The sequence below is a fragment of the Micromonospora krabiensis genome (genome assembly GCF_900091425.1).
GTDB lineage: Bacteria > Actinomycetota > Actinomycetes > Mycobacteriales > Micromonosporaceae > Micromonospora > Micromonospora krabiensis.
Genome location: NZ_LT598496.1, coordinates 803,011 through 827,314 on the forward strand (window position 1 = coordinate 803,011; position 24,304 = coordinate 827,314).

Genomic DNA, 24,304 nt, shown 5'->3' on the forward strand with positions numbered 1-24,304 from the left:
GGAGACCCCGGGGTGGCTGCCGGCCACCCCGGGGTCCCTCGGATCAGACGAACCGCCACCGCTGGTCGGCCGCGCCGCTGTCGTTGCCGAGCACGACCTGCGCCCCCTGGCTGCCGGAGCCGCCGCTGACCCCGAGGACGCGGCCGCCGTTGGCGCACTGGACGCGGAAGTAGCCGCCGCCGCCGTACCGCAGCCGCCAGCGCTGGTCGGCGGCGCCGTTGTCGGTCCACTGGAGGATCCGGGCACCGGCGGTGGTCGCGCCGCCCTCCACGCCGAGCACCTTTCCGCTGTGCGAGTTGCGCAGCCGCAGGTACCCGCCGGTGTCGACCACCGCCGTCCACAGGTGGTCGGCGGTGCCGCTGTCGCCCCACTGGATGACCAGGCCGCCGTCGGCGGTCGACATGTTCTGCACGCCCAGGACGAGACCACTGGCGAGGTTCTGGATGCGGCGGGCGCCGTTGGGAAGGAACCGCCACTGGTTGTCCAGTCCGCCGTTGTCCTGGTCCTGCACGGCCTGGGCGCCCTGACTCGTCGAACCGCCCGAGATCGCCAGCAGTTTGCCGGTGTGCGCGTTGCGCAGCTTGTGCGTGCCGTCGCCCACGTCGACGATCGCCCAGTTGTGGTCGGCGGTGCCGTTGTCGGTCCACTGGAGGACGCGCGCGTCGTCGGCGGTGGACATGTTCTCCACCCCGAGGACCTTGCCGCTGTGCGCGTTGCGCAGCCGCACGGTCGAGGCGTCGACGAGGAGCTGCCAGTCGTGGTCCGCGGTGCCGCTGTCGGCCCACTGGAGGGCGAGCCCGCCGTCGGCGGTGGACATGTCCCGGATGCCGAGCACCAGGCCACTGGCGGCGTTGGCGAGGCGGAAGGTCGCGTCGTTGCCGCCGCCGCCCCCGCCGCTCCAGTAGACCGTGTAGTTGTGCCCGTGGGCGTCGTAGAAGGGCCCGAGGTTGACGGTGGCGCCGTTGGCGACCGCGGTGAACGTCAGGGCGCTGCCGCTGGTGCGGGTGATCGACGCGGTGTTCAACGTGGGCAGCCCGCTCAGGCTGGTGTTGCCGTAGTTCCCGGAGAGCACCACCGGGCCGTACGTGACCGCCTGCACCGCGGCGTTGTCGTTCGCGGCGGCCAGGACGACCCGCATCGGCAGCCGGACCGTGACCACGTCGCCGGAGGTCCACGAGCGGGTGAGGCTGGCGTAGCTGCCCGGTGTCGTGGCGATGGTCTGCGGTGTGCCGTTGACGCTGACCGTGGCCCCGCTCGTCCAGGCGGGGATCCGGATCCGCATCGTCCACGATCCGCCCACCGAGCCGGTGACGGTCAGCGTGGTGGTGTCGCTGACCGGGTAGGTGGTGCTCTGGGTGACGGTGATGCCCCGCTGCGACCAGGTCAGCACCGACGGCATGAACAGGTTGACCGTCAGGGTGGTGCCGTTGTGGAAGTAGATCGAGTCCATCAGCGTGGTGTTGGTCTCCAGGCCGGTGCCCTGGCAGCACCAGAAGGAGTTGTAGTCGGTGCTCCAGGTGCCACCGCCCCACGCCGGGCCGACGCCGCGCCGGCCGCCCGGGTGCAGCGGCGTGAAGTAGGTGACGTGACCGTGGCTGTCGGCCGGGTTCTGCTGGCCGATCATGTGGTTGAGCAGCGCCCGCTCGTAGAAGTCGAAGTAGGCCGCGCGGCTCGGGTCCAGCAGCCACAGCTCCCGGGTCAGCTTGAGCATGTTGTACGTGTTGCACGCCTCGCAGGTGTCGGCGCGCAGGTAGCCCGCGATGGCGTGGGGCGCCCGGAAGTGCTCGGCCTGGCTGTTGCCGCCGATCACGTAGGTGTGCGCGTTGACGGTCATGGTCCAGGCGTTGCTGGCGATGTCCCGGTAGCGGGTGGTCCCGGTGGCCTTGTACTCCCGGGCCGCGCCGATCCACTTGGGTACCTGCGTGTTGGCGTGCAGCCCGTTGAGCTGGTCGGTGTTGGCCGCCAGCGGGTTGAACACGGCGTTGTGGTCGAACCGCTGGGCCACGGTCAACCAGCGGGCGGTGCCGGTCTGCTGGTAGAGGTCGGTCAGGACGGCGTTCATGCCGCCGAACTCGGTGCCGAGCATCGCCTGCGTCTGTGCGGCGGTGAGTCGGCCGGTACGCCAGTCGACCCAGCCGGCGAGGGCCAGCAGCACGTCGCGGGCCTGGGTGTTGCCGACGAGACGCCAGACGTCGAGCAGCCCGGCGAGGGTCTTGTGGAGGCAGTAGTAGGGCACGTTGCCGTTGCTCAGCGTCCGCGCCTCCAGGGCGGTGAAGTCGGACTCCGGGAAGCCGGACAGGTAGCCGGCGGTGAAGCCGACGGCCGCGTTGTTGGCCTGGCACTTCGCCAGCTCGGCCACCATCTGGTTGGCCTTGTCCCGGCAGGTGGTGTCGCCCAGCACCGCCCAGGCGTGGGCCCAGGCGGTCAGGAAGTGCCCCTGCATGTGGGTGCGGAAGGGGAACGTCGGAGCATCCCAGCCGCCGGTCGGCGCGGCGCCGGCCGTGGAGAGGCCGTGGTTGGCGCGGAAGTTGTAGAGCAGCCGGTTGACGTCCACGAAGCGCAGGTAGGTGAGGGTGCGGTTCTGGTTGTCCTGCCATCGTCCGGCGGTCAACCGGACCTGGCCGGGCTCGAAGGCGTACGCGGATACGCCGATGTCGGACCGGACCGGGGGCAGCGCCGCCCCGGCGGGGGCGGCCACGGCGGCGCCCGCGGCGGTCGCGACGGCGGCGGCGCCGGCGGACTTGAACAGCAGCCGGCGGTTGAGCGGGGGAGAGGACATGCGGAGCCTCCAAACGCGGTGGCGGGGTGGTGTGCGGGGCGGGCCCCGGACGGCGCCGGTGACGGTCGGGCCGGCGTGGCGCGCGGGAGACGGAGGGACTCGTCGCGGCCCGTCCCGGGTGGCGCGGGTCGCCTGCCGCAGAGCGGCAGAGCCCGCGCGGGATCGATGGGAGCGTCCCCATTCGGCTGGCCCGTTACCGACGTAAGCATGGGGAAACATCGATGTTATCGATAACATACTGACGCCCTGGCGGCGACGCAAGACGCTCCCATGCGGAGGCCGGGGCCGGCGGGTTGTCCCCGCCGGCCCCGGCCCCACCCGCCCACCGCTGGCCTAGCGGACCGCCGCGTCGAACGCCGGAAGGTGGAACGGAACCGGATCGCTGAGCTCGCCGACGAAGGCGCCGTCGACCCGGTCGACGAAGCCGAGCATGGCCCAGCCCCGGTCACCGTCCTCGACCAGCCGCGGCGCGTAGAGGTGGGGGTGGCCGGCCGGGCGGGCGGCGGCGATGTCCCAGGGGCCGCGTACGGACGGCGCGGGCGCCACCCACACGGTGTGGTCGCCCCGGCCGGGATCGGCGATGGCGTTGGTGCAGAACAGCAGGACCGACTGACCGTCGACGACCGCGACCTGGGGGACCTCCAGGTGACCGAATCCGGCAGGCGTGGACAGCGGTGGCCGCACCGTCCAACTGAGGAGGTCCGGCGAGGTGGCGTGGCCGACGACGCCGCGCTCCCGCGCCGGTCCGTGCTTCGCGCGCGCGGTGACGAGCATGTGCCAGCCGTCGCCGTCCGGGTCCGGGAAGACCCAGGGGTCCCGCCAGGCCTGTTCGTACCACGCGTCGCGATCGAGCAGTTCGTACCAGGTCGGATCGGCCTCCACGAGCGGACCGGTCCCGTGTCGGTGCCAGGTGACCAGGTCGTCGGAGACGGCCAGGCCGATGCGCTGGACGAGGCCGTCCTCGGCTCGTGAGACGCCCGTGTAGTACAGGTACCAGCGCCCGTCCGGTCCGCGCACCGTGCAGCCGGTCCAGGTGGCCAGGTCGTCGAAGGCGGGGGAGTCGGCCGGCACCAGCGCGTCGGCGGTCAGCTCCCAGGTGCGCAGGTCGGTCGAGACGGCGTGGCCGATGGTCGCCCGCAGGTGCCGGCGGTCCGGGTCGTGCAGGGCTCGTGAGGCGCGCAGGAAGAACGCGTGCCACCGGCCGTCGTCGTCCCTGACGTACCAGCTGTCCCACACCCAGTGGTCCGGAAGTCGCAGCATGGCGGGAAACCTAGCAGTAAACCGGTTTAGCGGCGACCGGCCCACCCGGCGTCCCGGTTATGGAGACCCGCTCAGCGCGCCGCGGGCACGGCGGTGGACCGGCGGCGACGCAGCGGCATCGGTACCAGCGACGGCCCGGCGGCGCCGCCGTCGAGCAGGATCTCCACCGCGCGTCGTCCCATCCGCTCATGCGGCAGCGCGGCGGTGGTCAGCCCGGGGCGCAGCCAGGCGGCTATGGGGTCGTCGTCGAAGGAGACCACCGAGACGTCGCCGGGGACCGACAGCCCGGCCTCGCCGAGTGCCTGGTAGGCGCCGAAGGCCAGGCGGTCGTTCATGCAGATCACCGCGCTGGGCCGCGGTGAGCGGGACAGCAGTGTGCGCATCGCCGCGTACCCGTGCTCGGGCAACCAGTCGACGCAGAAGCACTCGGCGAACAGGCCCACGCCCGCGGCGGCGAGCGCCGACCGTACGCCCCGCAGCCGGGCTCCGGCGGCGATCGAGACCTCCGGGTCGCTCTCCTTGAGCTCGTTGCGGCCGATGAGCGCGATGTGGTCGTGGTGCCCCTGCCGCAGCAGGATCTCGGTGACGGCGGCCCCGGCGCGCTCGTCGTCGGGCAGGACGCTGGGCAGGTCCTCCCCGCTGGTGGCGTTGAGCAGGACGACCGGGCCGCCGAGGATGGCGTCCGGCACGGTGAGCCGCCGGCTGGCCATGGCGGCGTAGATCACGCCGTCGACCTGGCGGTCGAGCATCGCCTCGATGGCGTACCGCTCGAACGCGGCGTCGCCCTGCGTCTCCGTGATGAGCAGGACGTGGTCCCGCTCCCGGGCGGCATCGAGGGCTCCCCGGATCAGGCCACCGGCGAACCGGGTGGTGGCGACGATGTCGGAGACGAAGGCGATGGTGGCGGTCTTGCGCGTACGCAGGCTCCGCGCCGCCACGTTCGGCCGGTACCCGAGCTCCTCGGCGGCGGCGAAGACGCGTTGGTGGGCCTCGGCGGACAACCGGGTGCCCTCGCGCCCGTTGAGGACCATCGACGCGGTGGTCTTGGAGAGCCCGGCCAACCGCGCCACGTCCGCCAGGGTGGCTCGCTTCTGGCCCATGGCACCTCCGGATCGGGGGCGACGCCCCCCGGCGTCACCGCTGCCAACATCATGCGCCGAGGGGTCGCGTCCGACATCGCCCGGTCGGTGGGCCCGGACCTGTCGGCGTGAACAGGCCGTTTCCGACTCGTTGCGAACTCGTCCTTGACACACGCATCCGCCGCGCGCATTCTCTGCTAAATCAGTTTAGCTCCCCTCGCCGTTCGTCGCGGACGGGCACCCGGGACCTGGAAGTCGGGCGTTGGTCCGGCTCCGGACCGCCGTTCCGTCCGCGACCACCGACAGACCCGGCGCACGCGCCGACGGGTGCCGTCGGCGCGGCGCGCCGTGAAGAAGGAGTGACAGACGTGCCGGAATCCTCGACCAGACTCTCGCGACGCGGTCTGGCGTTGCTGGTCCCGCTCCTGGGCGCCAGCCTGCTGGCCGCCGCCTGCAGTGCGCCGGGAGAGAGCCAGACCACCGATGACAGCGACCGGACGGTCAGCACCGAGCTGGGGACCGCGCCGATAACCCTGGAGATGTACGCCGAGACCGGCTTCCCGCTGGCCAAGGCGCTGGCCGACGAGTTCACCAGGCAGCACCCGAACGTCACGTTCAACATCCGCGAGGACCAGTTCACCGTCATCACCGAGAACGCGCCGCGGGTGCTCGCCTCCGACAACGCCCCCGACATCATCCGGCTGCCCACCATGGTCGACCTGGTGAAGGACGGGCTGCTGAAGAACCTCGACCCGTACGTCGAGGCGTACAAGTGGAACACCTTCCCGGCCTCCCAGCTGGTGCAGCTGCGCCTGGCCGACGGCGGAGCCGTGCGCGGCACCGGGTCGCTGTACGGGCTGGGCCTGGGCTACAGCGTCACCGGCGTCTTCTACAACAAGCAGCAGGCCGCACAGGTGGGGATGACGCAGCCGCCGGCCACGATCGCGGAGTTCGAGGAGCTGCTGGCGAAGGCCAAGACCGCCGGACTGCAGCCGATCATGCAGTTCAACAAGAACACGGCCGGCATCAACTTCCCGCACCAGGCGCTGCAGAACCAGTTCGGCGACCCCACCCAGGTCGCGGACTGGATCTTCCAGAAGCCGGGCGCCACCTTCGACACTCCGGCGGCGCTCAAGGCCACCCAGACCATCCAGCGGTGGGCCCAGGCCGGGTACTTCCCCAAGGACGCCAACGCCATCGACTACACCGCGATGATGGGCGAGTTCCAGAAGGGCAACGGCCTGTTCATGTTCAACGGCGACTGGGAGTCGGGCAACCTCGACAAGAACATGGCCGGCAAGGTCGGCTTCTTCCTGTTCCCCGGCGAGGCCGCCGGCGCCAAGCACGTGGCGATGTCCGCGCCCAACACGTTCGGCGTCGGCGCGAAGGCCAAGAACCCGGACGCCGCCGCGTTCTTCCTCAACTGGGCGCACACCAACGCCAAGGCCCGGGAGATCTCGGTGACGGTGGGCGGCTCGCACCCGGGCGGCCCGAGCGACCTGGCCCTCCCGCCCGTGTCGGAGGGCACCGTGCTGGCCGCGACCCTGAAGGCCTCGCAGCAGCTGGGCGCGGAGAACGGGGCGGTGGACTTCACCGCGAACGCCACCGGCGGCATCTTCGCCGCCGCCATCACCCCCGAGATGCAGAAGCTGGTCGCCGGGCAGCAGACCCCGGAGGGTTACGTCAAGGCGGTCCAGGCCGAGTACGCGAAGGAACTGTCCCGATGACGTCTGCCCTCGGCAGCGCACCCGCCGGGCCGGCCACGCGCCGGCCCGGCGGGTCCGGACCCGGACCGCACGGGCGGCCGCGGCGGCGGCGTGGTCGGCCGGGCCGGTGGTCCGGCTGGTTGTGGGTCCTGCCCGCCCTGTTGATGTACGGGATCTTCGTGCTGCGTCCGCTCCTGCTGACGGCGCAGTACTCCCTGTACCACTGGAACGGGATCGGCGCCTCTCGCTGGGCCGGACTCGACAACTACGTCACCGTCTTCACCGACCGGGATCTCCTGAAGATCATCTCGAACGCGTTCGTCCTGATCCTCTTCTTCAGCTTCATTCCGGTGGTCCTCGGGCTGCTGGTGGCCAGCGTCGTCCGCCGGATCACCGCCGGCCCGCTCGGCACCACCGTGCGGACCGTGCTGTTCCTGCCGCAGGTGATCCCCCTGGTCGCGGCGGGCATCGCGTGGAGCTGGATGTTCTCCACCGACGGACTGGTCAACCAGGCGCTGCGCGCGGTCGGCCTGGGCGGCACGACCCGGGCCTGGCTCGGTGACTTCGACACCGCGCTGCCCTCGGTGGGGGTCATCGGCGCGTGGGTCAGCCTCGGTCTCTGCACCATCCTGCTGGTCACCGGCATGAGCAAGATCGACCCGGCGCTCTACGAGGCCGCCCGCATCGACGGCGCCGGGCCCGTACGCGAGTTCCTCGCGGTGACCCTGCCCAGCCTCCGCCAGGAGATCGGCGTGTGCCTCACCGTGACCATCATCGCCGCCCTGGCCAGCTTCGACATCGTCTACATCTCGACCAGCGGCGGTCCCGGGCTGCAGACCACCGTGCCCGGCCTGGAGATCTACCGGCTCGCGTTCTCCCAGCGCCAGGTCGGGCTCGCCTCCGCGCTGGCCGTCGTCCTCATGGCGCTGGTGCTGCTGTGCGTCCTGCCGATCCAGCGACTGACCCGGGAGGAGAAGGCGTGAACCTCGTCAGCCGCAGCGAGCGCCTGACCGGGCGGATCTTCCTGATCGCCCTGGCCCTCGTCACGCTCCTGCCGTTCGTCAGCATGCTCTCGGCGGCGCTGCAACCCAGGGGCACCGTGCCCACCGGTCTGACCTGGCCGGCGGACCCGCAGTGGGGCAACTTCGTCGACGCCTTCACCGCCGCCAACATGGGCGCCCTGCTGCGGTCCAGCCTGATCATCGTGGCCGGTGTCGTCCCGATCGCGGTGGTCATCGCGACCATGGCCGGCTTCGGGCTCGGTCACCTCGGGGTGCCCGGCGGGCGGTTCGCCTTCGCGCTGCTCCTGCTCGGCCTGACCCTGCCGTTCGAGGCCGTGGTCACCCCGCTGTACTACCAGATGCGCGACCTCGGCCTGCTCAACACCCGATGGGCCATCATCCTGCCGCTCATCGGCCTCTACATGCCGTTCGCCGTCTACTGGATGCGGGCGCACTTCATCACCGTGCCCCGCGAGCTGTCCGAGGCCGCCCGGGTCGACGGCAGCAGCACCTGGCAGTTGTTCTGGCGGGTCCAGGTGCCGCTCGCCCGCCCGGCCATCGCGTCGCTGACGATCCTGCTGTTCCTGTGGACCTGGAACCAGTTCCTCCTCGCCATCGTGCTCGTCGACGACGCCACCAAGCGGACGATGGCCGGCGCGCTCGGCGCCTTCCAGGGCCAGTGGGGAACCGACCTGGTGCTGCTCTGCGCCGGATCGCTGCTGATCCTCACACCGACCCTGATCGTGTTCCTGATCTTCCAACGGCAGTTCATCAAGGCCCTGATCCAGGGGTCCCTGAAGGGATAGCGAGTGTCCACGCAACCACGGATCCACGGCGCGGCCGACGAGGGCTTCGGCCCGGTCGCCGACGTCTTCCGCGACAACTTCGCCAGCCGGGGCGAGGTGGGTGCCGCGGTCGTCCTGTACGTCGGCGGTCGCAAGGTCGTCGACCTGCACGGCGGTGTCGCCGACGCCCGCTCCGGCCGACCCTGGACGGCGCGGACCCCCGCGGTCGTCTTCTCCTGCACCAAGGGCATCCTCGCCGTCTGCGCGTACCTGCTGGTGCAGCGGGGTGAGCTGGACCTCGACGCACCGGTGACCCGCTACTGGCCCGCGTTCGGCCGGCACGGCAAGGACGAGATCCCGGTCCGGTGGCTGTTCACCCACCAGTCCGGGCTCCCCGCGCTGGACCGCCCCCTCACCAGGGAGGAGGTCCTGTCCTGGGAGACGGTCATCGAGGCGATCGAGGACCAGGCGCCGCTGTGGCACCCGGGGACGGCCCACAGCTACCACGCCATGACGTACGGCTGGCTGGTCGGTGAGATCATCCACCGGATCACCGGCCAGCTGCCCGGGCGGTTCTTCGCCGACGCCCTCGCCCGGCCGTTGGGCCTGCGGACCTGGATCGGGCTTCCCGTCGCCGAGCGGGACACGGTCGCCTGGACCCTCGCGCCGCCGGCCTCCGCGACCGCCGACCTCGACCCGGTCGCCGAACGTGGCCTCACCATGGGCGGTGCCTTCGCGTTCCCGGCGGACGAGGACGGGCTGGTCAGCTTCAACGACTCGGGGATCCAGGCCGCCGGTATCCCCGGCGCCGGCGCGGTCAGCACGGCCGACGGCCTGGCCCGCCTCTACGCCGCCTGCGTGTCCGAGGTCGACGGTCCGCGCCTGCTTACCCCCGCGTCGGTCGACGACGCGACGACGGTCCGAGCCCGCGGCCAGCAGCGGTACGGCCCACCGGACACCGGGCAGCGCTGGGGGACCGGGTTCCTGCTGCACTCGGCACCGGCCCGGCCCCTGCTCGGCGAGCGCAGCTTCGGGCACGACGGCGCCGGTGGGCACCTCGCCTTCGGCGACGACGAACACCAGGTCGGCTTCGCGTACGTCGTGAACCAGATGGGCGACGTCGACGACCAGCGCGCCAACCGGCTCACCGCCGCCGTGCGGGCCTGCCTCGGCGCGTGACCGGGTTCCCCCACAACAGAAGGGATGGAGGCGCATGAACCTCCGCACGAAGGTGGTCGCCCTGCTCGCCGGCACCATGGTGCTGACCTCGGCCGGGATCGCGTACGCCGGTGAGCCGGACACCGCCCGCGACGGGATCCTCGGCATCACCCCCATCACCCAGGTCTACACCTACGGCCAGCAGGTGTCGGCCGTCGCCATCGAGTACGGCGGCACCGTCAACCCCCGCACCCTCGACACCGGCACCTTCTCGGTCACGGACACCGTCTACAACTTCCGCTTCAACCCCATCGAGGACCTGCCCAGCACGGCGGAGCGGACGATCAGCCGGGTCTACACCAACGACGAGCCCCGGACCCGCCCCGACCAACAGGCGGTCCGCGGCCGGTACGTGATCGTCGAACTCGACCCGGCAGACGGGAAGGGCAACACCGTCATCGTCTCCAAGTGCCCGACCTTCCTGTGCACGGTGAAGGTCAACCCGGAGCTGCCCACCCGCGTGGTCCAGCGCAAGGACGTGCACGGCCAGCCCGGCGACGGCAAGGGGCGTGGACCGGTGCTCGCGAGGGCGACGCCGAAGCAGTCCCGCCCGATGACCGAGAAGCCGTTCAACCTGCTGGTCGACGACTTCCGCTACGGCTCGTTCCTCAGCGGTGGCATGGTCCTCCCGTACCACTACCACCTGCCGAAGAACGTCCAGCCGGGGCGGACGTACCCGCTGATGGTGGTCCTGCCCGGCCACGGCATGGGTTGGGACGGCGACAACACCGGCGTGCAGATCGCGGCGGACATCCCGGCCACCGCCTGGCTGCAGAGGTCGTGGACCGGGACCGACGAGGACGTCATCGTCCTGGCGCCGCAGAACCAGCGGGTCGGCGCCGCCGCCGAGGCCGACCTCCTCAACAAGCTGATCGACCAGTTCGTGAAGGACCACCCGGTCGACCGCGGCCGTGTCTACGGCACCACGGTCTCCTACGGCTCCCAGCTGCTGTGGCAGTCGATGGCGACCCGACCGGACCTCTGGACCGCCGGCCTGGTCACCGGCGGGTTCCAGGTCAGCGCCGCGCAGGCGACGGCGATCGCCGCCGCCGAGATCCCGGTCTGGATCACCCACGGCGTCAACGACCACCTGCTGAACATCTCACTGGGCCGCAACTCACGTGCGGCGCTGGAGAGCGCGTACGCGGCGGCGGGCCGGACGCCGCAGCAGATCGCCGAGCTGGTGCAGTACACCGAGTACGGCAACGAGGCCTTCAGCCAGCCCGACTACCACGCCGCGTACGGCCCGACCTACGAGGACGCCGCCATCCTGCGCTGGTTGCTCGACCGACGCTGACCCCGTCCGTGGCGGAGCGGGCCGTGCCGGGCTTCCCGGCACGGCCCGTCGTCGACCCGGGCGTCGTTTCTGTCCAAGACGGGCGCGGAGTCCGGTTCCTAGCATGGCCGCACACCCACCACGGGCGTGCGTCGCCGAACCGGTCACGCGCCGCCCGGACGGACCTCGTCGCCTGACCGTGAGGAGAGAAGAACCGATGCGTGATCTGGTCTACACCGGGTTCATGTCGCTCGACGGCGTGCTGGACTCGCCGGGCGGAGGGCCGGGTGAGGACCACCGCAGCGGCGGCTGGGTGGTCCAGGACATCGAGTTCGTGCCGGAGGCCTTCTCGCTCAAGGGCGAGGAGTTGGCGGAGACCACGGCGCTGATGTTCGGCCGCCGCAGTTACGAGACGTTCGCGCCCCTGTGGCGTGAGTCGGCGGACCACGCCGTCTACAAGGACCTGCCGAAGTACGTGGTGTCGAGCAGCCTGCCCGAGGACGCGCTCGTGGCGGGTTGGGGGCCGACGACGATCCTGCGTTCGACCGACGACGTCGCCGCGCTCAAGAAGAGCGAGGGCGGCGCCATCTTCATCCACGGAAGCGCGCAGCTCGCCCGCCGCCTGGCGGACGCGAGTCTGATCGACCGCTACCACCTGCTCGTGTTTCCGGTGCTGCTGGGCGCCGGGAAGGGTCTGTTCAGCGACGCGGACCGGGACAAGCAGGTGCTGCGCCTGCGGGACTCCGCCGCCTACTCCAACGGCGTCGTCAAACTGATCTACGACGTCGTCGAGTGATTCAGGTCGAGGCCGATCGCGCCGCCGCTGCCCGTACGCAGTTGCCGCGCCGTACGCCCGACGTACCGCTGCAGCGCGCGGGCCAGGTGCGACTCGTCGAAATAGGCCAGCCGGGAGACCACCTCGGGGACCGGGGTGCCCCCGGCCAGCAGCGCCGACGCCTCGCGGACGCGTTCGATCTGCCGGACGGCGCCCTGGGTGAGACCGGTCGCCGCGCGGAACCGGCGCTCGACGGTGCGCGTCGAGACGTCCGGATCGTGGCCCCGGCGGACCTCGGTGACCAGTGGGTCCCGTAGCACGGTGCCGGCGCGGACGAGCCGCTCGACCAGGGCCTCGGCGTCGTCGGGGCCGGGCGTCTCCCACCGGACACCGTCCAGCAGGAAGGTGCGGCGTGTGGCGTCGGGGAGCACGGCACCCCCGTCGACCAGCGTCGGCGTGGGCACGACCCGCAGCGACGTGCCCACGGCGAACTCGATGCCGACGAAGGTCGCGCCCTCGGGCACCGGCGCGGTGCCGGCCCTGGTCTCGGGGCCGGTGACGGTCGCGTACGCCCGGCCCTCGCGTTGCCAGAACACCAGGCCCCAGCACGCGGTCGCGACGGAGGTCATCTCGGTGACCCGCTCGCTCGCGCAGGTCCACACGGCGTCGACCCAGGCCGAGTCGGACGCGCGCGTCGTGAACCGCAGCCCCACCGCCGGAGGATAACCAGTCCCTGGCCGTCCGGGTGACCCGCCGAGATCGACGTGTCCGACGCGGTCGGGGCGGACCATTACGCGATTCCCGCCGTTGAGACCGATGAGTTCTCACCGCAGAGGGAGTCACCACGGTCATGACGAACACCCGCACGTTTCAGACCACCGACGCCGACATCGTGTACGACGTGCACGGCCCGCTGCCCACCGCCGACGGACGCCCACCCCTGTTCATGATCGGCCAACCGATGGACGCCAGTGGCTTCGCGGCCCTGGTTCCGCACTTTCCCGACCGTACGGTGGTCACCTACGACCCGCGGGGCCTCGGCCGCAGCACCCGGCGGGACGGCCGGGTCGACCACGACCCCGGGGTCCAGGCGGCCGACCTGCACGCCGTGATCGAGGAGCTGGGCGCCGGCCCGGTCGAGATGTTCGCCAGCAGTGGTGGTGCGGTGACCGCGCTGACGCTGGTGGCGGCCCATCCGCACGACGTGATCACCCTCGTGGCCCACGAGCCGCCACTGATCGCGGTGCTCCCCGACGCGGCGGCCGCCGAGCGCGCCAGCGCCGGCGTCCGCGAGGTGTACGAGGCGAAGGGGTGGGGCGCGGGCATGGCGGCCTTCATCACCATGACCTCCTGGCAGGGCGAGTTCACCGACGAGTACTTCGCCCGGCCCGCGCCGGATCCCGGTCAGTTCGGCCTGCCGAGCGAGGACGACGGTTCCCGGGGCGACCCGTTGCTGTCGGACCAGTCCTCGGCCGTCATCAGCTACCGCCCGGACGTGGCGGCGCTGGCCGCCGCGCCGACCCGCATCGTGATCGCCGTCGGTGCGGAGTCGACGGGCATCCTCACCGACCGCACCTCGCGGGTCGTCGCCGAGCTGCTCGGCCAGCAGGTGACCGTGTTCCCCAGCCACCACGGAGGCTTCCTCGGGCCCGAGTCCGGCTACCCGGGCCAGCCCGAGGCCTTCGCCCGCAGGCTGCGCGACGTCCTGGCGGGCGACTGACGGACGACCGGAGGGGGAGTGGGCGATCCGGCGGTCACCCCGGGGGAGCGTCGCCGGAGGACTCGGCGTGGGCCCGCTCCCCGTCCTGGTCGAACATGGTGAGGATCTCCACCGGCCCGCCGAGCGCGCCGATGGAGTGCGGGATCATGGTGGAGAACTCGGCGGCCTCGCCCACGCCGACCGTCATCCGCCGATCGCCGAGGTGCAGCAGCGCCGCCCCGGCGAGCACGGTGAACCACTCCCGTCCCGGGTGAACGGCCAGGTGCCCTGGCCCGGTGCGCCGCTCGGGCGTGATCCGCATCTTGGCCACCAGGCGGCCGCCGTGCCGCGCCTCGTCCCGCGAGAGCACCCAGGTGGTGAGGCCGGCTTCCTGGTGGCGCACCGGCCGGATGATCACGTCGGCGTCGTCGACGGGCTCCACGAGCTGGTCGATCGTGGTGTCGAGGGCCCGGGCGAGCCCGACGAGCTGGTCGAGGTCGATCCGCCGGTGACCGGTCTCGATCCGGCTCAGCGTCGAGGGGCTGATGCGGCAGCGGGTGGCGAGGGCATCGAGGCTCCAGCCCCGCGCCTGCCGCAGCCCGCGGATGCGTTGGCGGACGACGTCCGACAGTTCGGCCTGGGACACGACCCGATGCTAGGCAGGATCTTGCGAAAACCGCAACAACCCTTGCCGTACGGGGATGCCGCGTTACCGTCGAGCCGGGGCGACGGACGGTCGCCGCGGGGATGGCACGGCGGCGTGCGGCGGGAGTCGGGAGTCATGGGTATGCGTCACGACCAGCACGGGGCCGAGCGCGCGGAGCACGCCGCGTTCGGCCCGCAGTGGTGGGAGCAGCACTACCGGGGCCACGCGGGCGGCCACGGATCGCCCAGCCCGCAGCTGGTGGCCGAGGTCGGTGACCTGCCGGCCGGGACGGCGCTCGACGCGGGCTGCGGCCGTGGAGCCGACGCCCTCTGGCTGGCCCGGCACGGCTGGCGGGTGACCGCCGTGGACGTCTCGCCGACGGCCGTCGACGACGCCCGGCTCCGCGCCGAGCGCGACGCGCCCGATCTCGCGTCCCGCGTCTCCTGGATCGTGGCCGACCTGACCGACTGGCAGCCGCCGCAGCGGTACGACCTGGTGGTCAGCCAGTACGTGCACCCCACCGTGCCCTTCGACGCGTTCGTCACCCGACTCGCCGACGCCGTCGCGCCCGGTGGGACGCTCCTGGTCGTCGGGCACGACCACGCCGACCAGCACTCGGCGACGCATGCCCCCGAGCCGGCGTCGATCGGCCTCGACTCGGTGACCCGGTCCCTGGCCGGGGAGCAGTGGCGCATCGAGGTGGCGGAGCCCCGGACCCGTTCCGTCGGGCACGGTCCGGCCGGGACGATCCTGCACGACCTGGTCGTCCGGGCCCGTCGCCGGGTGGCGGACTGACGCCTCGGTGCGCAGCGTTCGGCTGCGGCGCACCCGTGGTTCGACGGGCGGTAACCCGCCGGCGCTGATCGACCGGCACGCTTGCGCGGTGCGGGCGGCGCGGCAGGGGGAGGCGCGACGCGCGGGGACGAGCCGGCGGCAAAACTTGATTCATTCCAGAAGAGCGGACTATGCTCGCCGGGTGACGCCCGACTTCGAGACCCAGCTCCGGGCGGTCTCGTTGCGGGTGACCCGACCCCGGTTGGCGGTGCTCGCCGCGCTGCGCGACCGGCCGCACGCCGACACCGACACGGTGATCGCGATGGTGCGGGCGCACCACCCCACGGTGTCCCACCAGGCGGTCTACAACGTGCTGCGGGCGCTCACCGACGCCGGTCTGGTGCGGCGCATCCAACCCGCCGGCGGAACCGCCCGCTACGAGTCCCGGGTGGGGGACAATCACCACCACATCGTCTGCCGCTCCTGCGGCACGATCGCCGACGTCGACTGCGCCGTCGGCGAGGCCCCCTGTCTCACCGCCTCCGACGACCACGGCTTCGTGGTCGACGAGGCGGAGGTCGTCTACTGGGGCACCTGCCCCGACTGCGCGACCGCACGCACGTCCCAGTGATCCACCAGTTCGGAAGGAAGTAGATGAGCGACACCCAGGACAACGCCCCCGCCAGCGCGCAGGGCGTTGACAAGAAGGCGGCGGCCGGCTGCCCGGTCGCGCACGACTCGGTGACCGCGCACGGCAGCGAGAGCGAGAACCCGGCGATCGACTCGCCGACGCCGAAGACCGGTGGTCGCCCGCGCACCAACCGGGACTGGTGGCCCAACCAGCTCGACCTGTCGGTGCTGCACGCCAACTCCCCGAAGGGCAACCCGCTGGGGGCGAACTTCAGCTACGCCAAGGAGTTCGCGAAGCTCGACGTCGAGGCACTCAAGCGGGACATCACCGAGGTCCTCACCACCTCGCAGGACTGGTGGCCGGCCGACTTCGGCCACTACGGCGGCCTGATGATCCGGATGAGCTGGCACGCCGCCGGCACCTACCGCATCCAGGACGGCCGTGGCGGCGCCGGTGACGGTGGCCAGCGGTTCGCCCCGCTCAACAGCTGGCCGGACAACGCCAACCTCGACAAGGCCCGCCGCCTGCTCTGGCCGGTGAAGGCGAAGTACGGCCAGAAGATCTCCTGGGCCGACCTGCTCGTGCTCGCCGGCAACGTCGCCCTGGAGTCGATGGGCTTCAAGACCTTCGGCTTCGGCTTCGGCCGCGAGGACGTCTGGGAGCCCGAGGAGATCTTCTGGGGTCCGGAGGACACCTGGCTCGGCGACGAGCGCTACGTCTCCGAGAAGGAGATGTCCGAGGGCGTCGGCTCGACCGAGATGGGTCTCATCTACGTCAACCCGGAGGGCCCCCGCGGCAACGCGGACCCGGCCGCGGCGGCGCACTTCATCCGTGAGACCTTCGGCCGGATGGCGATGAACGACGAGGAGACCGTCGCCCTCATCGCCGGTGGCCACACCTTCGGCAAGGCCCACGGCGCCGGCGTCGCCGACGACCACGTCGGCCCCGAGCCGGAGGGCGCGCCGCTGGAGGCGCAGGGCCTCGGCTGGCTCAGCACCCACGGCAGCGGCAAGGGCCGGGACACGATCACCAGCGGTCTCGAGGTGACGTGGACCGACGTGCCGACCCAGTGGAGCAACCGCTTCTTCGAGATCCTGTTCGCCTACGAGTGGGAGCTCACCACGAGCCCCGGCGGCGCGAAGCAGTGGGTGGCGAAGGACGCTCCGGAGATCATCCCGGACCCGTTCGACCCGTCGAAGAAGTACAAGCCGACGATGCTCACGACCGACCTGTCGCTGCGCGTCGACCCGGCGTACGAGAAGATCTCCCGCCGCTTCCTGGAGAACCCGGACGAGTTCGCGCTGGCGTTCGCCAAGGCCTGGTACAAGCTGCTGCACCGCGACATGGGTCCGGTCAGCCGCTACCTCGGCCCGTGGGTGGCCGAGCCCCAGCTGTGGCAGGACCCGGTGCCGGCGGTCGACCACGAGCTCGTGGGTGACGCCGACATCGCCGCCCTCAAGGCCAAGGTGCTGGAGTCCGGTCTCACCACCGCCCAGCTGATCTCCACCGCCTGGGCCTCCGCCGCCAGCTTCCGGTCCACCGACAAGCGCGGTGGCGCCAACGGCGCCCGGATCCGCCTGGAGCCGCAGCGCAACTGGGAGGTCAACCAGCCCGAGCAGCTCGCCACGGTGCTGGAGACCCTCGAGGGCATCCAGCGGGAGTTCAACGCCGCCGGCACCGCGAAGATCTCGATCGCGGACCTGATCGTGCTGGCCGGCTCGGCCGCCGTCGAGAAGGCGGCGCGCGACGCCGGTGCCGAGGTGACCGTTCCGTTCCACCCCGGTCGCACCGACGCCAGCCAGGAGCAGACCGACGTCGACTCCTTCAAGGTCCTCGAGCCGCGTGCCGACGGCTTCCGCAACTACCTGCGTGCGGGTGAGAAGACCCAGCCGGAGGTGTTGCTCGTCGACCGGGCGTACATGCTCAACCTGACCGCGCCCGAGATGACCGTCCTCATCGGCGGTCTGCGTGCCCTCGGGAACAACGTCGGCGGCACGTCGCACGGCGTGCTCACCGACCGGCCCGGCGTGCTCACCAACGACTTCTTCACCAACCTGCTCTCCCCGGGCACCCGGTGGAAGGCGTCGGAGTCCGAGGAGCACGTGTACGAGATCCGGGACCTGGCCACCGACGAGGTGAAGTGGACCGCCACCGCGGTCGACCTCATCTTCGGCTCGAACTCGCAGCTGCGGGCCCTCGCCGAGGTCTACGCCAGCGAGGACGCGCGCGAGAAGTTCGTCGCCGACTTCGTCGCGGCCTGGACGAAGGTCATGGAGCTGGACCGGTTCGACCTCGCCTGACCAGCACCTGCGCCAACCGGCGGGCCCCGGTCGATCGACGATCGACCGGGGCCCGCCCGTCTGGGCGGCCCCGCCGGACACCTGACGGGGACCGAGGTCAGGCGCGGGAGCTCCACCCGGTGCGGAATCAGGACATGGCGTAAACCCGCCACCTCTGAGCCACTTTCCTTGGCATATGCCGTTGCTAGGGTCCTCGGCAATCCATCGACGGTGTACGTGAGGTGTCGCCTTGCCCAGATCACGGCTTCCTGTGCGAAAACTGCTCGCGGTGCTCGCCGCCCAGTCGGTACTGCTCCTCCCGCCCGCTGTGGCATCCGCGGCCCCGGCCGAGTCGGCGCCGCCCGCGTCGCCGGCCGCCGCACCCGCCCCGGGCGGGACCACCCCCACCGTCACCCTGATCACGGGTGACAAGGTCAGCGCCACCGAGGCGGCCGACGGCGGGCTGAGCGCCCAGGTGCGCGACGCCGAAGGCCGGCTGGTCGGATTCACCTCGCAGCGCGTGGGCCGGGACACCTACGTCTACCCGGACGGCGCCCTGCCGTACGTGGCCGCCGGGCTGCTCGACAAGCGGCTGTTCAACATCACCGAGCTGCTGGCGGACGGCTACGACGACGCGCACCGCGACCGGCTTCCGGTCATCGTCACGTACACCGACGCGGCGGCCTCGCGGAAGACCACGGCGCCCGAGGGCGCCCGCGCGGTGCGTGCACTGGACAGCATCCAGGGCGCGGCGCTGGACGCGGACCGCTCCGGCGCCTTCTGGTCCGCGCTCACCGCCGGCGCGGGCGGGAACGCCCGCACCGCCGGCAAGCGGCTCTCCCTCGGCGGCGGCATCGCGAAGGTCTGGTTGGACGGCAGGGTCGAGGCCACGCTGGCCGACAGCACCGCGCAGATCGGCGCTCCCGAGGTCTGGAAGTCGGGCAACACCGGCCAGGGCGTCGACGTCGCCGTTCTCGACAGCGGTGTCGACACCGGCCACCCGGACTTCGCCGGCCAGTTGGCCGCGACCGAGTCCTTCGTGCCCGGTGAGACGGTGCGGGACGGCCTGGGCCACGGCACGCACGTCGCCTCCACCATCGCCGGCACCGGCGCCGCCTCCGGCGGGAAGGAGCGGGGCGTCGCCCCGGGCGCGCGGCTGCACATCGGCAAGGTCCTCAACGACAACGACTCCGGCCAGGAATCGTGGATCATCAGCGGGATGGAGTGGGCCGTCCGCGACCAGAAGGCCAGGATCGTCAACATGAGCCTCGGCGCCGACCCCAGCGACGGCACCGACCCGATGAGCGTCGCCGTCAACGAACTCAGCGCGGAGACCGGCGCGCTGTTCGTCATCGCCGCCGGGAACAGCGGGCCCAACCCGTACACCGTGGGCGCTCCCGGCGCGGCGGACGCCGCGCTGACCGTCGGCGCGGTGGGCGGCGACGACAAGCTGGCCGACTTCTCCAGCCAGGGCCCGCGGGTCGGCGACAAGGCCCTCAAGCCCGACCTCACCGCACCCGGCGTCGGTATCCTCGCCGCCCGCTCCCAGTACTCCGGCGGCGAGGGCCTCTACCGGCTCGGCGACGGCACCTCGATGGCGGCCCCGCACGTCGCGGGCGCCGCCGCGCTGCTGGCCGCCGAGCACCCGGAACTCACCGGGCAGCAGCTCAAGGAGGCCCTGGTCAGCACCACCAGGGCGACGCCGGACGCCAGCCCGTTCGCGGGCGGCAGCGGCCGGCTGGACGTGGCCGCGGCCACCACCGCCACCGTCTTCACCAGCGGCGGCGCCAACTTCGGCTACCCGCAGTGGCCGACCGCGCCCGAGGGGCCGGTGGCACGGGAGGTCCGCTTCACGAACATCGGCGACAGCCCGGTCACCCTCGACCTCGCCGTCAGCCTCGACGGCGGTCCGGCGGACCTCGTCACCCCGTCGGCCCGGCAGGTCACCGTTCCGGCGCACGGCACCGCCCCGGTGACCCTGACCACCGACTTCGACCGGGTGCCGGCCGACCGCCTCACCTCGGGCTTCCTGACGGCGACCGACGCCGCCGGCGCGGTCCGCACCCGCACGGCCGTCGCCGTCGGCAAGGAAGGCGTACGCCACCGCCTGACCCTGAAGGCCACCGACCGTGGCGGTCGGCCGACCGGCGGGGAACTCGTCCTGTTCGGGGAGGACGGCGTCGTCGCGGCGCAGGACATCGACACCACCGGCACCGTGGACTTCCGACTGCCCGCGGGGACGTACGCGGCGTGGTTGAAGACCGACCTGGAGGGTGCCAACGGGCCCCACTCCCGCGGCCTCGGCCTGCTGCCGATCCCCGAGATCACGCTCGACCGGGACCGGACCGCCGTCTTCGACGCCGCCAAGGCCCGCCGGGTCACCGTCGCCACCCCGCAGCCGTCGAACCTCGACGGCTCCAGCTTCGGCCTGGTCCGCGACCTCGGCAGCGGTCCCTGGGTCGCCGGTTGGTACCCCGGCCCCGAGTACGACAGCGTCTGGATCCTGCCCACCGGCCAGAAGGTCACCAAGGGGAGCTTCGCCGTCGCCGCCCGCTGGCGCATGGCCCAGCCGACGCTGACCCTGTCCGCCGACGGCCACGGCTACGACGACCTGCGGATGCGGCTCGCCGCGACACCGCTGCCGCGCGGCCGGCACCACCTCGACGCGGTCTTCGCCGACTCCGGCAGCGGCGACCGCTACGGCGCGCTGAACGCCCGCGGCAAAGCCGTGGTGGTCCGCCGCAACGACGGCGTCCCGCTGGCGGAGCAGGCCACCGCCGCCGCGGCCGCCGGAGCGCGCCTGCTGATCGTCGTCAACGACGGCGTCGGGCGGCTCGCGCCGTGGCCCGGCTCCATCTGGGTCCCGGCCGACCCACCGCCGGTGACGGTGGCCACCCTCACCCGCGACGAGGGCGAAGAGCTGATCACCCGGATCCGAAACGAGCGACGGGTCCGGCTCGACGTCACCTCCGAGCCCGAGCCCGGGTACAGCTACGAGCTGGTCCGCGACTACGACGGCGCGGTGCCGGCCGACCTCGCCCACCGGGTCACCCAGCGGGACCTGGCCCGCATCGACGTCTCCTCCCGCAACTGGCGTCCGGGCCGGGCACTCGAGACGCGCAGCGCCGACGGCGCGACGGGGTCGATCACGATCGACCCCGTGGAGGTGCCGGCGCGCGGGGAGCGCACCGAGTGGGTAACCGGCGGCAGGACGTGGACCACGATGGTCGCCATCCCGGACGAGCAGGAGCAGCGGGCGGCACCGACCACGTACCGGGCCGGGGCGGTGTACGAGGAACGCTGGTTCGGGCCGGTGCAACGGCCCCGCCTGCTCACCCCGTTCACCGTCTATCGTCAGGGCAACGGCATTCGTGCCTCGATCCCGGGTTGGGGTGACTCGGGCGCCGGCCACGAGGGCTACGTCGGGTGGGGCGGTGTCAGCGACAACAGGCTGAAGCTCTACCAGGGTGACCGCCTGGTCGCCGAGACGAACCGGTACGAGCCGATGTTGTCGGTCAACTCGCTCAACCCGCTCAGCCCGGAGCCCCTGCCGTACCGGCTGGTGTCGGAGAACCGGCGCGACGGCTGGGCCGGGCCGTACTCCACCGAGACCCGGACGGAGTGGGGCTTCACCAGTGGCGAGCCGGCCCCGGACACGGTGTGGAACCCGTCGCTGATCCAGCTCGACTACGCGGTCGACACCGACGTCGACGGCAGGGCGAAACGGAAGGCCGACCTCATCGTCACCCCGCTGCACCTGCCCATGGCGACCGAGGCGTCCGCCATCCGCACGGTGACGCTCGACGTCTCCTACGACGACGGCGTCACCTGGCGGCACGCCAAGCTGCAGCGCGACGGCGACGGCTGGCGGACCCGGCTCGACGCCCCGCGCGACGCGCGGTTCGTCACCCTGCGGACCGTGGCCCGGGACGACCGGGGCAACAGCGTCGACCAGCGGATCACCCGGGCGTTCGGCCTCCGGTGACCGTCCGGGGGCGGAGCCGCCGCGCGCGGCTCCGCCCCCGTGGCGCGCCCGGCGTCGGGATGGTCAGAACGAGAAGATCTGGAACGTGTCCACCGTGCGGAAGCCCAGGCGCTGGTAGACCGGCTCGGCGATCGGGGTGGCGGCGAGGGCGGCCGTGGCCACGCCCCGCTCGCGGGCCAGGTCGAGGGCGGCCCCTGTCATCGCCGCGCCGATGCCTCGCCGGCGATGCTCGGGTCGCGTGCCGATGTAGTGGAGCGTGACCGAGCCGTGGCTGAACCAGGCGACGGAGGTGCCGACGATCTGGCCGTCGTCGAGGCGGCCGGCCAACCGGACCACGGTGCCGTCGAACGACCGTTCGCGAGCGATGGTCGCCGGCACCCCCGCTGGCGGGATACCGGACACCCGTGAGTAGGCCGTGACGAATTCGTCCAGGTCGGTGGCCTCGGCGATGTGCAACCCGGCCGGGACCGGGGCGGCGGCGGCCTGGTCGACCGGGAGCGCCATGAACGACAGGGTGATGGCGGGCACGGCGCCGAGGGCGACCACGGCGTCGGCGGTGCCGGCGTCGCTGTCCGGCCCGACCCACCAGACTCTCGGTACGCCGTCGAGGCGGCGGCGTGCCTCGGCGAACGCCTCCGCCGGGTCCCGTCCGACGAGGCGCAGGACGCCGTTGAGCGGCGCGTGCGGCACCTCGCTACGGTACGTAATCAGATCCGGGTCGCCGGTCTCACCGACGTTCCAGCCGAGGAAATAGGCCCGGTGTGCGGCGAGCAGGCCTGCGATCGACTCCATGCCATGATCGTATTGAGGTCGCCTCCGTTACCCAAAGTGATACAGAACTCGTGGCAGCCGCTGAACCTGGCGGCCTTTCCGACGTCCCGAGGTGGGCCGCGGTCGTTCGGTGGCGACGGAGTCGGCCCGCAGCGCGGTGAGCCCGTACTCCCGGCCCGGGTTCGTGTCCGCGTCGCGGTCGTAATTCGCGTCACCCCGGCCACCTCTCGCCGAGCCGGCGCCGTGGCGCGAGGAGCACGATGTGCCCCGAGTCCAGCCTCCGCAGCGTCGTGGAGTGCCGGTCCCCTTGCCGGGCGGCGACGCCATGACGAGCGGAGACAGCAGCATGAGCGCCACCGAGGTCCGACCCGCGCGGCAAGACGCAGCGGGCGCACGTCGTCCGGTCGGGGCGGCACTGTTCGCGCTGGCGATCGGCGGCTTCGGCATCGGCACCACCGAGTTCGCCACCATGGGCCTGCTGCCGCAGATGGCCGACGACCTGCGGGTGCCCATCCCGGTGATGGGGCACGGCATCACCGCGTACGCGCTCGGCGTCGTCGTCGGCGCGCCGGTCATCGCGGCGCTCGCGGCCCGGGTGCCCCGGCGTGGGCTGCTGCTCGGGCTCATGCTCGCCTTCGTGGTGGGCAACACCCTCACCGCACTCGCACCGGGCATCTGGTCGCTGGTCGGCGCCCGGTTCCTGACCGGTCTGCCGCACGGCGCCTACTTCGGCATCGCCTCCGTCGTGGCGGCCGGGCTCGTCCCACCCGACCGCAAGGGCCGCGCAGTGGGGCGGGTGATGGTCGGTCTGAGTGTCGCCAACATCGGTGGCGTGCCGCTCGTCACGTTCGCCGGGCAGCTGTTCGGCTGGCGTGTCTCGTACGCCCTGGTGGCCGGGATCGGCGTGCTGACGGTCCTCGCCGTCCGGCGCTGGGTGCCGCCCGTGGCCGCCGCCGACGGAGCGAGCATCGGCCGGGAGTTGGGCGCGTTCCGCCGGGTCCACGTGTGGATCGCGCTGCTCACCGGCACCGTCGGCTTCGGCGGCATGTTCGCCGTCTACAGCTACGTCGCGCCGACCCTCACCGACGTCGCGGGGATGCCGGTCCGGGCGGTGCCGTGGGTTCTCGCCGTCTTCGGCGTCGGCATGACCGTCGGCGCGCTGCTCGGTGGGCGGTTGGCGGACCGGTCGGCGGTGGCCACGCTCATCGGCTCGCTCGTCGCCATGGTCGTGGTGCTGTCGCTGTACGCGCTCACCGCCGGGACACCGTTCGCCGCCGTGCTGCTCATCTTCGCGATCGGGCTGGTGTGCCAGGTGCTCGGCGCCAGCCTCACCATCCGGCTGATGGAGGCGTCACCGGACGCGCCCGCGCTGGCGGCGTCGTCGAACCACGCCGCGCTCAACCTGGCCAACGCGATCGGCGCGTGGTTGGGCGGCGTCGTGATCGCCGGGGGCCACGGCTACCTGGCGACGGCGTGGGTCGGCGCGGTGCTGTCGGTCGCCGGGCTGCTCTTCGTGGGTGGCTCGGTGCTGGTGCCGCGCCTGACCCGCCCTGCCACACGGTGACCGGCGGGCCTTCTGCGCCCGCCCACGACCCGCTCGCCCGTGACCACCGATATGTGACTCCGGTCACTCCCGCCGA

General features: G+C 72.2%; 18 protein-coding genes. 12 read left to right on the top strand and 6 right to left on the bottom strand.

The genetic code is table 11. The features are described from left to right. Positions 1–43: 43 nt before the first annotated feature. The 3 genes from GA0070620_RS03555 to GA0070620_RS03565 form a co-directional block, all read right to left on the bottom strand. Positions 44–2,779 carry a beta-L-arabinofuranosidase domain-containing protein gene (locus GA0070620_RS03555; protein ID WP_091588543.1) on the bottom strand — a complete coding sequence of 912 codons (2,736 nt, stop codon included), beginning with the start codon at positions 2,777–2,779 and terminating at the stop codon, positions 44–46. A gap of 333 nt (positions 2,780–3,112) precedes the next feature. After that, the gene (locus GA0070620_RS03560; RefSeq protein ID WP_091588544.1) at positions 3,113–4,039 is read right to left on the bottom strand and encodes a family 43 glycosylhydrolase; all 927 of its coding nucleotides are present in this window, start codon (positions 4,037–4,039) and stop codon (positions 3,113–3,115) included. 71 nt (positions 4,040–4,110) lie between these two features. Next, entirely contained in the window at positions 4,111–5,139 is a 1,029-nt protein-coding gene (locus GA0070620_RS03565; RefSeq protein ID WP_091588545.1) for a LacI family DNA-binding transcriptional regulator, read from the bottom strand. 347 nt (positions 5,140–5,486) lie between these two features. Between GA0070620_RS03565 and GA0070620_RS03570 the strand changes: the two genes are divergently transcribed. The 6 genes from GA0070620_RS03570 to GA0070620_RS03595 all read left to right on the top strand — a co-directional run bounded on the left by GA0070620_RS03570 (position 5,487) and on the right by GA0070620_RS03595 (position 11,900). Beyond that, positions 5,487–6,845, top strand: coding sequence for an ABC transporter substrate-binding protein (locus GA0070620_RS03570; RefSeq protein WP_091588546.1), 1,359 nt, complete (start codon positions 5,487–5,489; stop codon positions 6,843–6,845). Further along, complete coding sequence (locus GA0070620_RS03575) at positions 6,842–7,807, top strand: carbohydrate ABC transporter permease (RefSeq protein ID WP_091588547.1); 966 nt, start codon at positions 6,842–6,844, stop codon at positions 7,805–7,807. The genes GA0070620_RS03570 and GA0070620_RS03575 overlap by 4 nt, the downstream gene beginning before the upstream one ends. Beyond that, complete coding sequence (locus GA0070620_RS03580) at positions 7,804–8,631, top strand: carbohydrate ABC transporter permease (RefSeq protein ID WP_091588548.1); 828 nt, start codon at positions 7,804–7,806, stop codon at positions 8,629–8,631. Before GA0070620_RS03575 ends, GA0070620_RS03580 begins: the two co-directional genes overlap by 4 nt. Positions 8,632–8,634: 3 nt before the next feature. After that, positions 8,635–9,789 carry a serine hydrolase domain-containing protein gene (locus tag GA0070620_RS03585; RefSeq protein ID WP_091588549.1) on the top strand — a complete coding sequence of 385 codons (1,155 nt, stop codon included), beginning with the start codon at positions 8,635–8,637 and terminating at the stop codon, positions 9,787–9,789. Between the two features lie 34 nt (positions 9,790–9,823). Further along, positions 9,824–11,125, top strand: a complete 1,302-nt coding sequence (locus GA0070620_RS03590; RefSeq protein WP_091588550.1) for a hypothetical protein — start codon at positions 9,824–9,826, stop codon at positions 11,123–11,125. Between the two features lie 196 nt (positions 11,126–11,321). Next, on the top strand, positions 11,322–11,900 hold the full coding sequence (locus tag GA0070620_RS03595; RefSeq protein WP_091588551.1) for a dihydrofolate reductase family protein: 579 nt from the start codon (positions 11,322–11,324) through the stop codon (positions 11,898–11,900). Here GA0070620_RS03595 and GA0070620_RS03600 read toward each other — a convergent pair. Beyond that, a complete protein-coding gene (locus GA0070620_RS03600; RefSeq protein ID WP_091588552.1) occupies positions 11,882–12,592 on the bottom strand; it encodes a helix-turn-helix domain-containing protein in 711 nt (236 codons plus the stop codon). The genes GA0070620_RS03595 and GA0070620_RS03600 overlap by 19 nt on opposite strands. Positions 12,593–12,729: 137 nt before the next feature. Between GA0070620_RS03600 and GA0070620_RS03605 the strand changes: the two genes are divergently transcribed. Continuing rightward, positions 12,730–13,599, top strand: a complete 870-nt coding sequence (locus GA0070620_RS03605) for an alpha/beta fold hydrolase (protein ID WP_091588553.1) — start codon at positions 12,730–12,732, stop codon at positions 13,597–13,599. 34 nt (positions 13,600–13,633) lie between these two features. Here GA0070620_RS03605 and GA0070620_RS03610 read toward each other — a convergent pair whose 3' ends face one another. Next, complete coding sequence (locus tag GA0070620_RS03610; RefSeq protein WP_197677537.1) at positions 13,634–14,224, bottom strand: XRE family transcriptional regulator; 591 nt, start codon at positions 14,222–14,224, stop codon at positions 13,634–13,636. Between the two features lie 135 nt (positions 14,225–14,359). On the opposite strand from GA0070620_RS03610, the gene GA0070620_RS03615 reads away from it, so the two are divergent. From GA0070620_RS03615 to GA0070620_RS03630, 4 genes are all read left to right on the top strand, one after another. Next, complete coding sequence (locus GA0070620_RS03615) at positions 14,360–15,019, top strand: class I SAM-dependent methyltransferase (protein WP_197677538.1); 660 nt, start codon at positions 14,360–14,362, stop codon at positions 15,017–15,019. 181 nt (positions 15,020–15,200) lie between these two features. Beyond that, positions 15,201–15,629 carry a Fur family transcriptional regulator gene (locus GA0070620_RS03620; RefSeq protein ID WP_091588555.1) on the top strand — a complete coding sequence of 143 codons (429 nt, stop codon included), beginning with the start codon at positions 15,201–15,203 and terminating at the stop codon, positions 15,627–15,629. 23 nt (positions 15,630–15,652) lie between these two features. Further along, positions 15,653–17,929 carry a catalase/peroxidase HPI gene (gene katG / locus GA0070620_RS03625; protein WP_091588556.1) on the top strand — a complete coding sequence of 759 codons (2,277 nt, stop codon included), beginning with the start codon at positions 15,653–15,655 and terminating at the stop codon, positions 17,927–17,929. 250 nt (positions 17,930–18,179) lie between these two features. After that, positions 18,180–21,893, top strand: coding sequence for a S8 family serine peptidase (locus GA0070620_RS03630; RefSeq protein WP_231922202.1), 3,714 nt, complete (start codon positions 18,180–18,182; stop codon positions 21,891–21,893). A 63-nt stretch (positions 21,894–21,956) separates the two neighbouring features. Here the strand turns inward: GA0070620_RS03630 and GA0070620_RS03635 are convergent, their stop codons facing one another. Continuing rightward, the gene (locus tag GA0070620_RS03635; protein WP_091588558.1) at positions 21,957–22,685 is read right to left on the bottom strand and encodes a GNAT family N-acetyltransferase; all 729 of its coding nucleotides are present in this window, start codon (positions 22,683–22,685) and stop codon (positions 21,957–21,959) included. Positions 22,686–23,010: 325 nt separating this feature from the next. Here GA0070620_RS03635 and GA0070620_RS03640 point away from each other — a divergent pair, with 325 nt between their 5' ends. Continuing rightward, positions 23,011–24,228 (top strand): MFS transporter, encoded by a 1,218-nt coding sequence (locus GA0070620_RS03640; protein WP_091588559.1) that lies wholly within the window; start codon positions 23,011–23,013, stop codon positions 24,226–24,228. The last annotated feature ends 76 nt before the right edge of the window (positions 24,229–24,304 follow it).

What these genes read in the sequence shown, in the direction of transcription:
- GA0070620_RS03555 (WP_091588543.1), bottom strand. Translation starts at nt 2,779, where the DNA reads ATGTCCTCTCCCCCGCTCAACCGCCGGCTGCTGTTCAAGTCCGCCGGC.
- GA0070620_RS03560 (WP_091588544.1), bottom strand. Translation starts at nt 4,039, where the DNA reads ATGCTGCGACTTCCGGACCACTGGGTGTGGGACAGCTGGTACGTCAGG.
- GA0070620_RS03565 (WP_091588545.1), bottom strand. Translation starts at nt 5,139, where the DNA reads ATGGGCCAGAAGCGAGCCACCCTGGCGGACGTGGCGCGGTTGGCCGGG.
- GA0070620_RS03575 (WP_091588547.1), top strand. Translation starts at nt 6,842, where the DNA reads ATGACGTCTGCCCTCGGCAGCGCACCCGCCGGGCCGGCCACGCGCCGG.
- GA0070620_RS03590 (WP_091588550.1), top strand. Translation starts at nt 9,824, where the DNA reads ATGAACCTCCGCACGAAGGTGGTCGCCCTGCTCGCCGGCACCATGGTG.
- GA0070620_RS03595 (WP_091588551.1), top strand. Translation starts at nt 11,322, where the DNA reads ATGCGTGATCTGGTCTACACCGGGTTCATGTCGCTCGACGGCGTGCTG.
- GA0070620_RS03605 (WP_091588553.1), top strand. Translation starts at nt 12,730, where the DNA reads ATGACGAACACCCGCACGTTTCAGACCACCGACGCCGACATCGTGTAC.
- GA0070620_RS03615 (WP_197677538.1), top strand. Translation starts at nt 14,360, where the DNA reads ATGGGTATGCGTCACGACCAGCACGGGGCCGAGCGCGCGGAGCACGCC.
- katG (WP_091588556.1), top strand. Translation starts at nt 15,653, where the DNA reads ATGAGCGACACCCAGGACAACGCCCCCGCCAGCGCGCAGGGCGTTGAC.
- GA0070620_RS03635 (WP_091588558.1), bottom strand. Translation starts at nt 22,685, where the DNA reads ATGGAGTCGATCGCAGGCCTGCTCGCCGCACACCGGGCCTATTTCCTC.
- GA0070620_RS03640 (WP_091588559.1), top strand. Translation starts at nt 23,011, where the DNA reads ATGAGCGCCACCGAGGTCCGACCCGCGCGGCAAGACGCAGCGGGCGCA.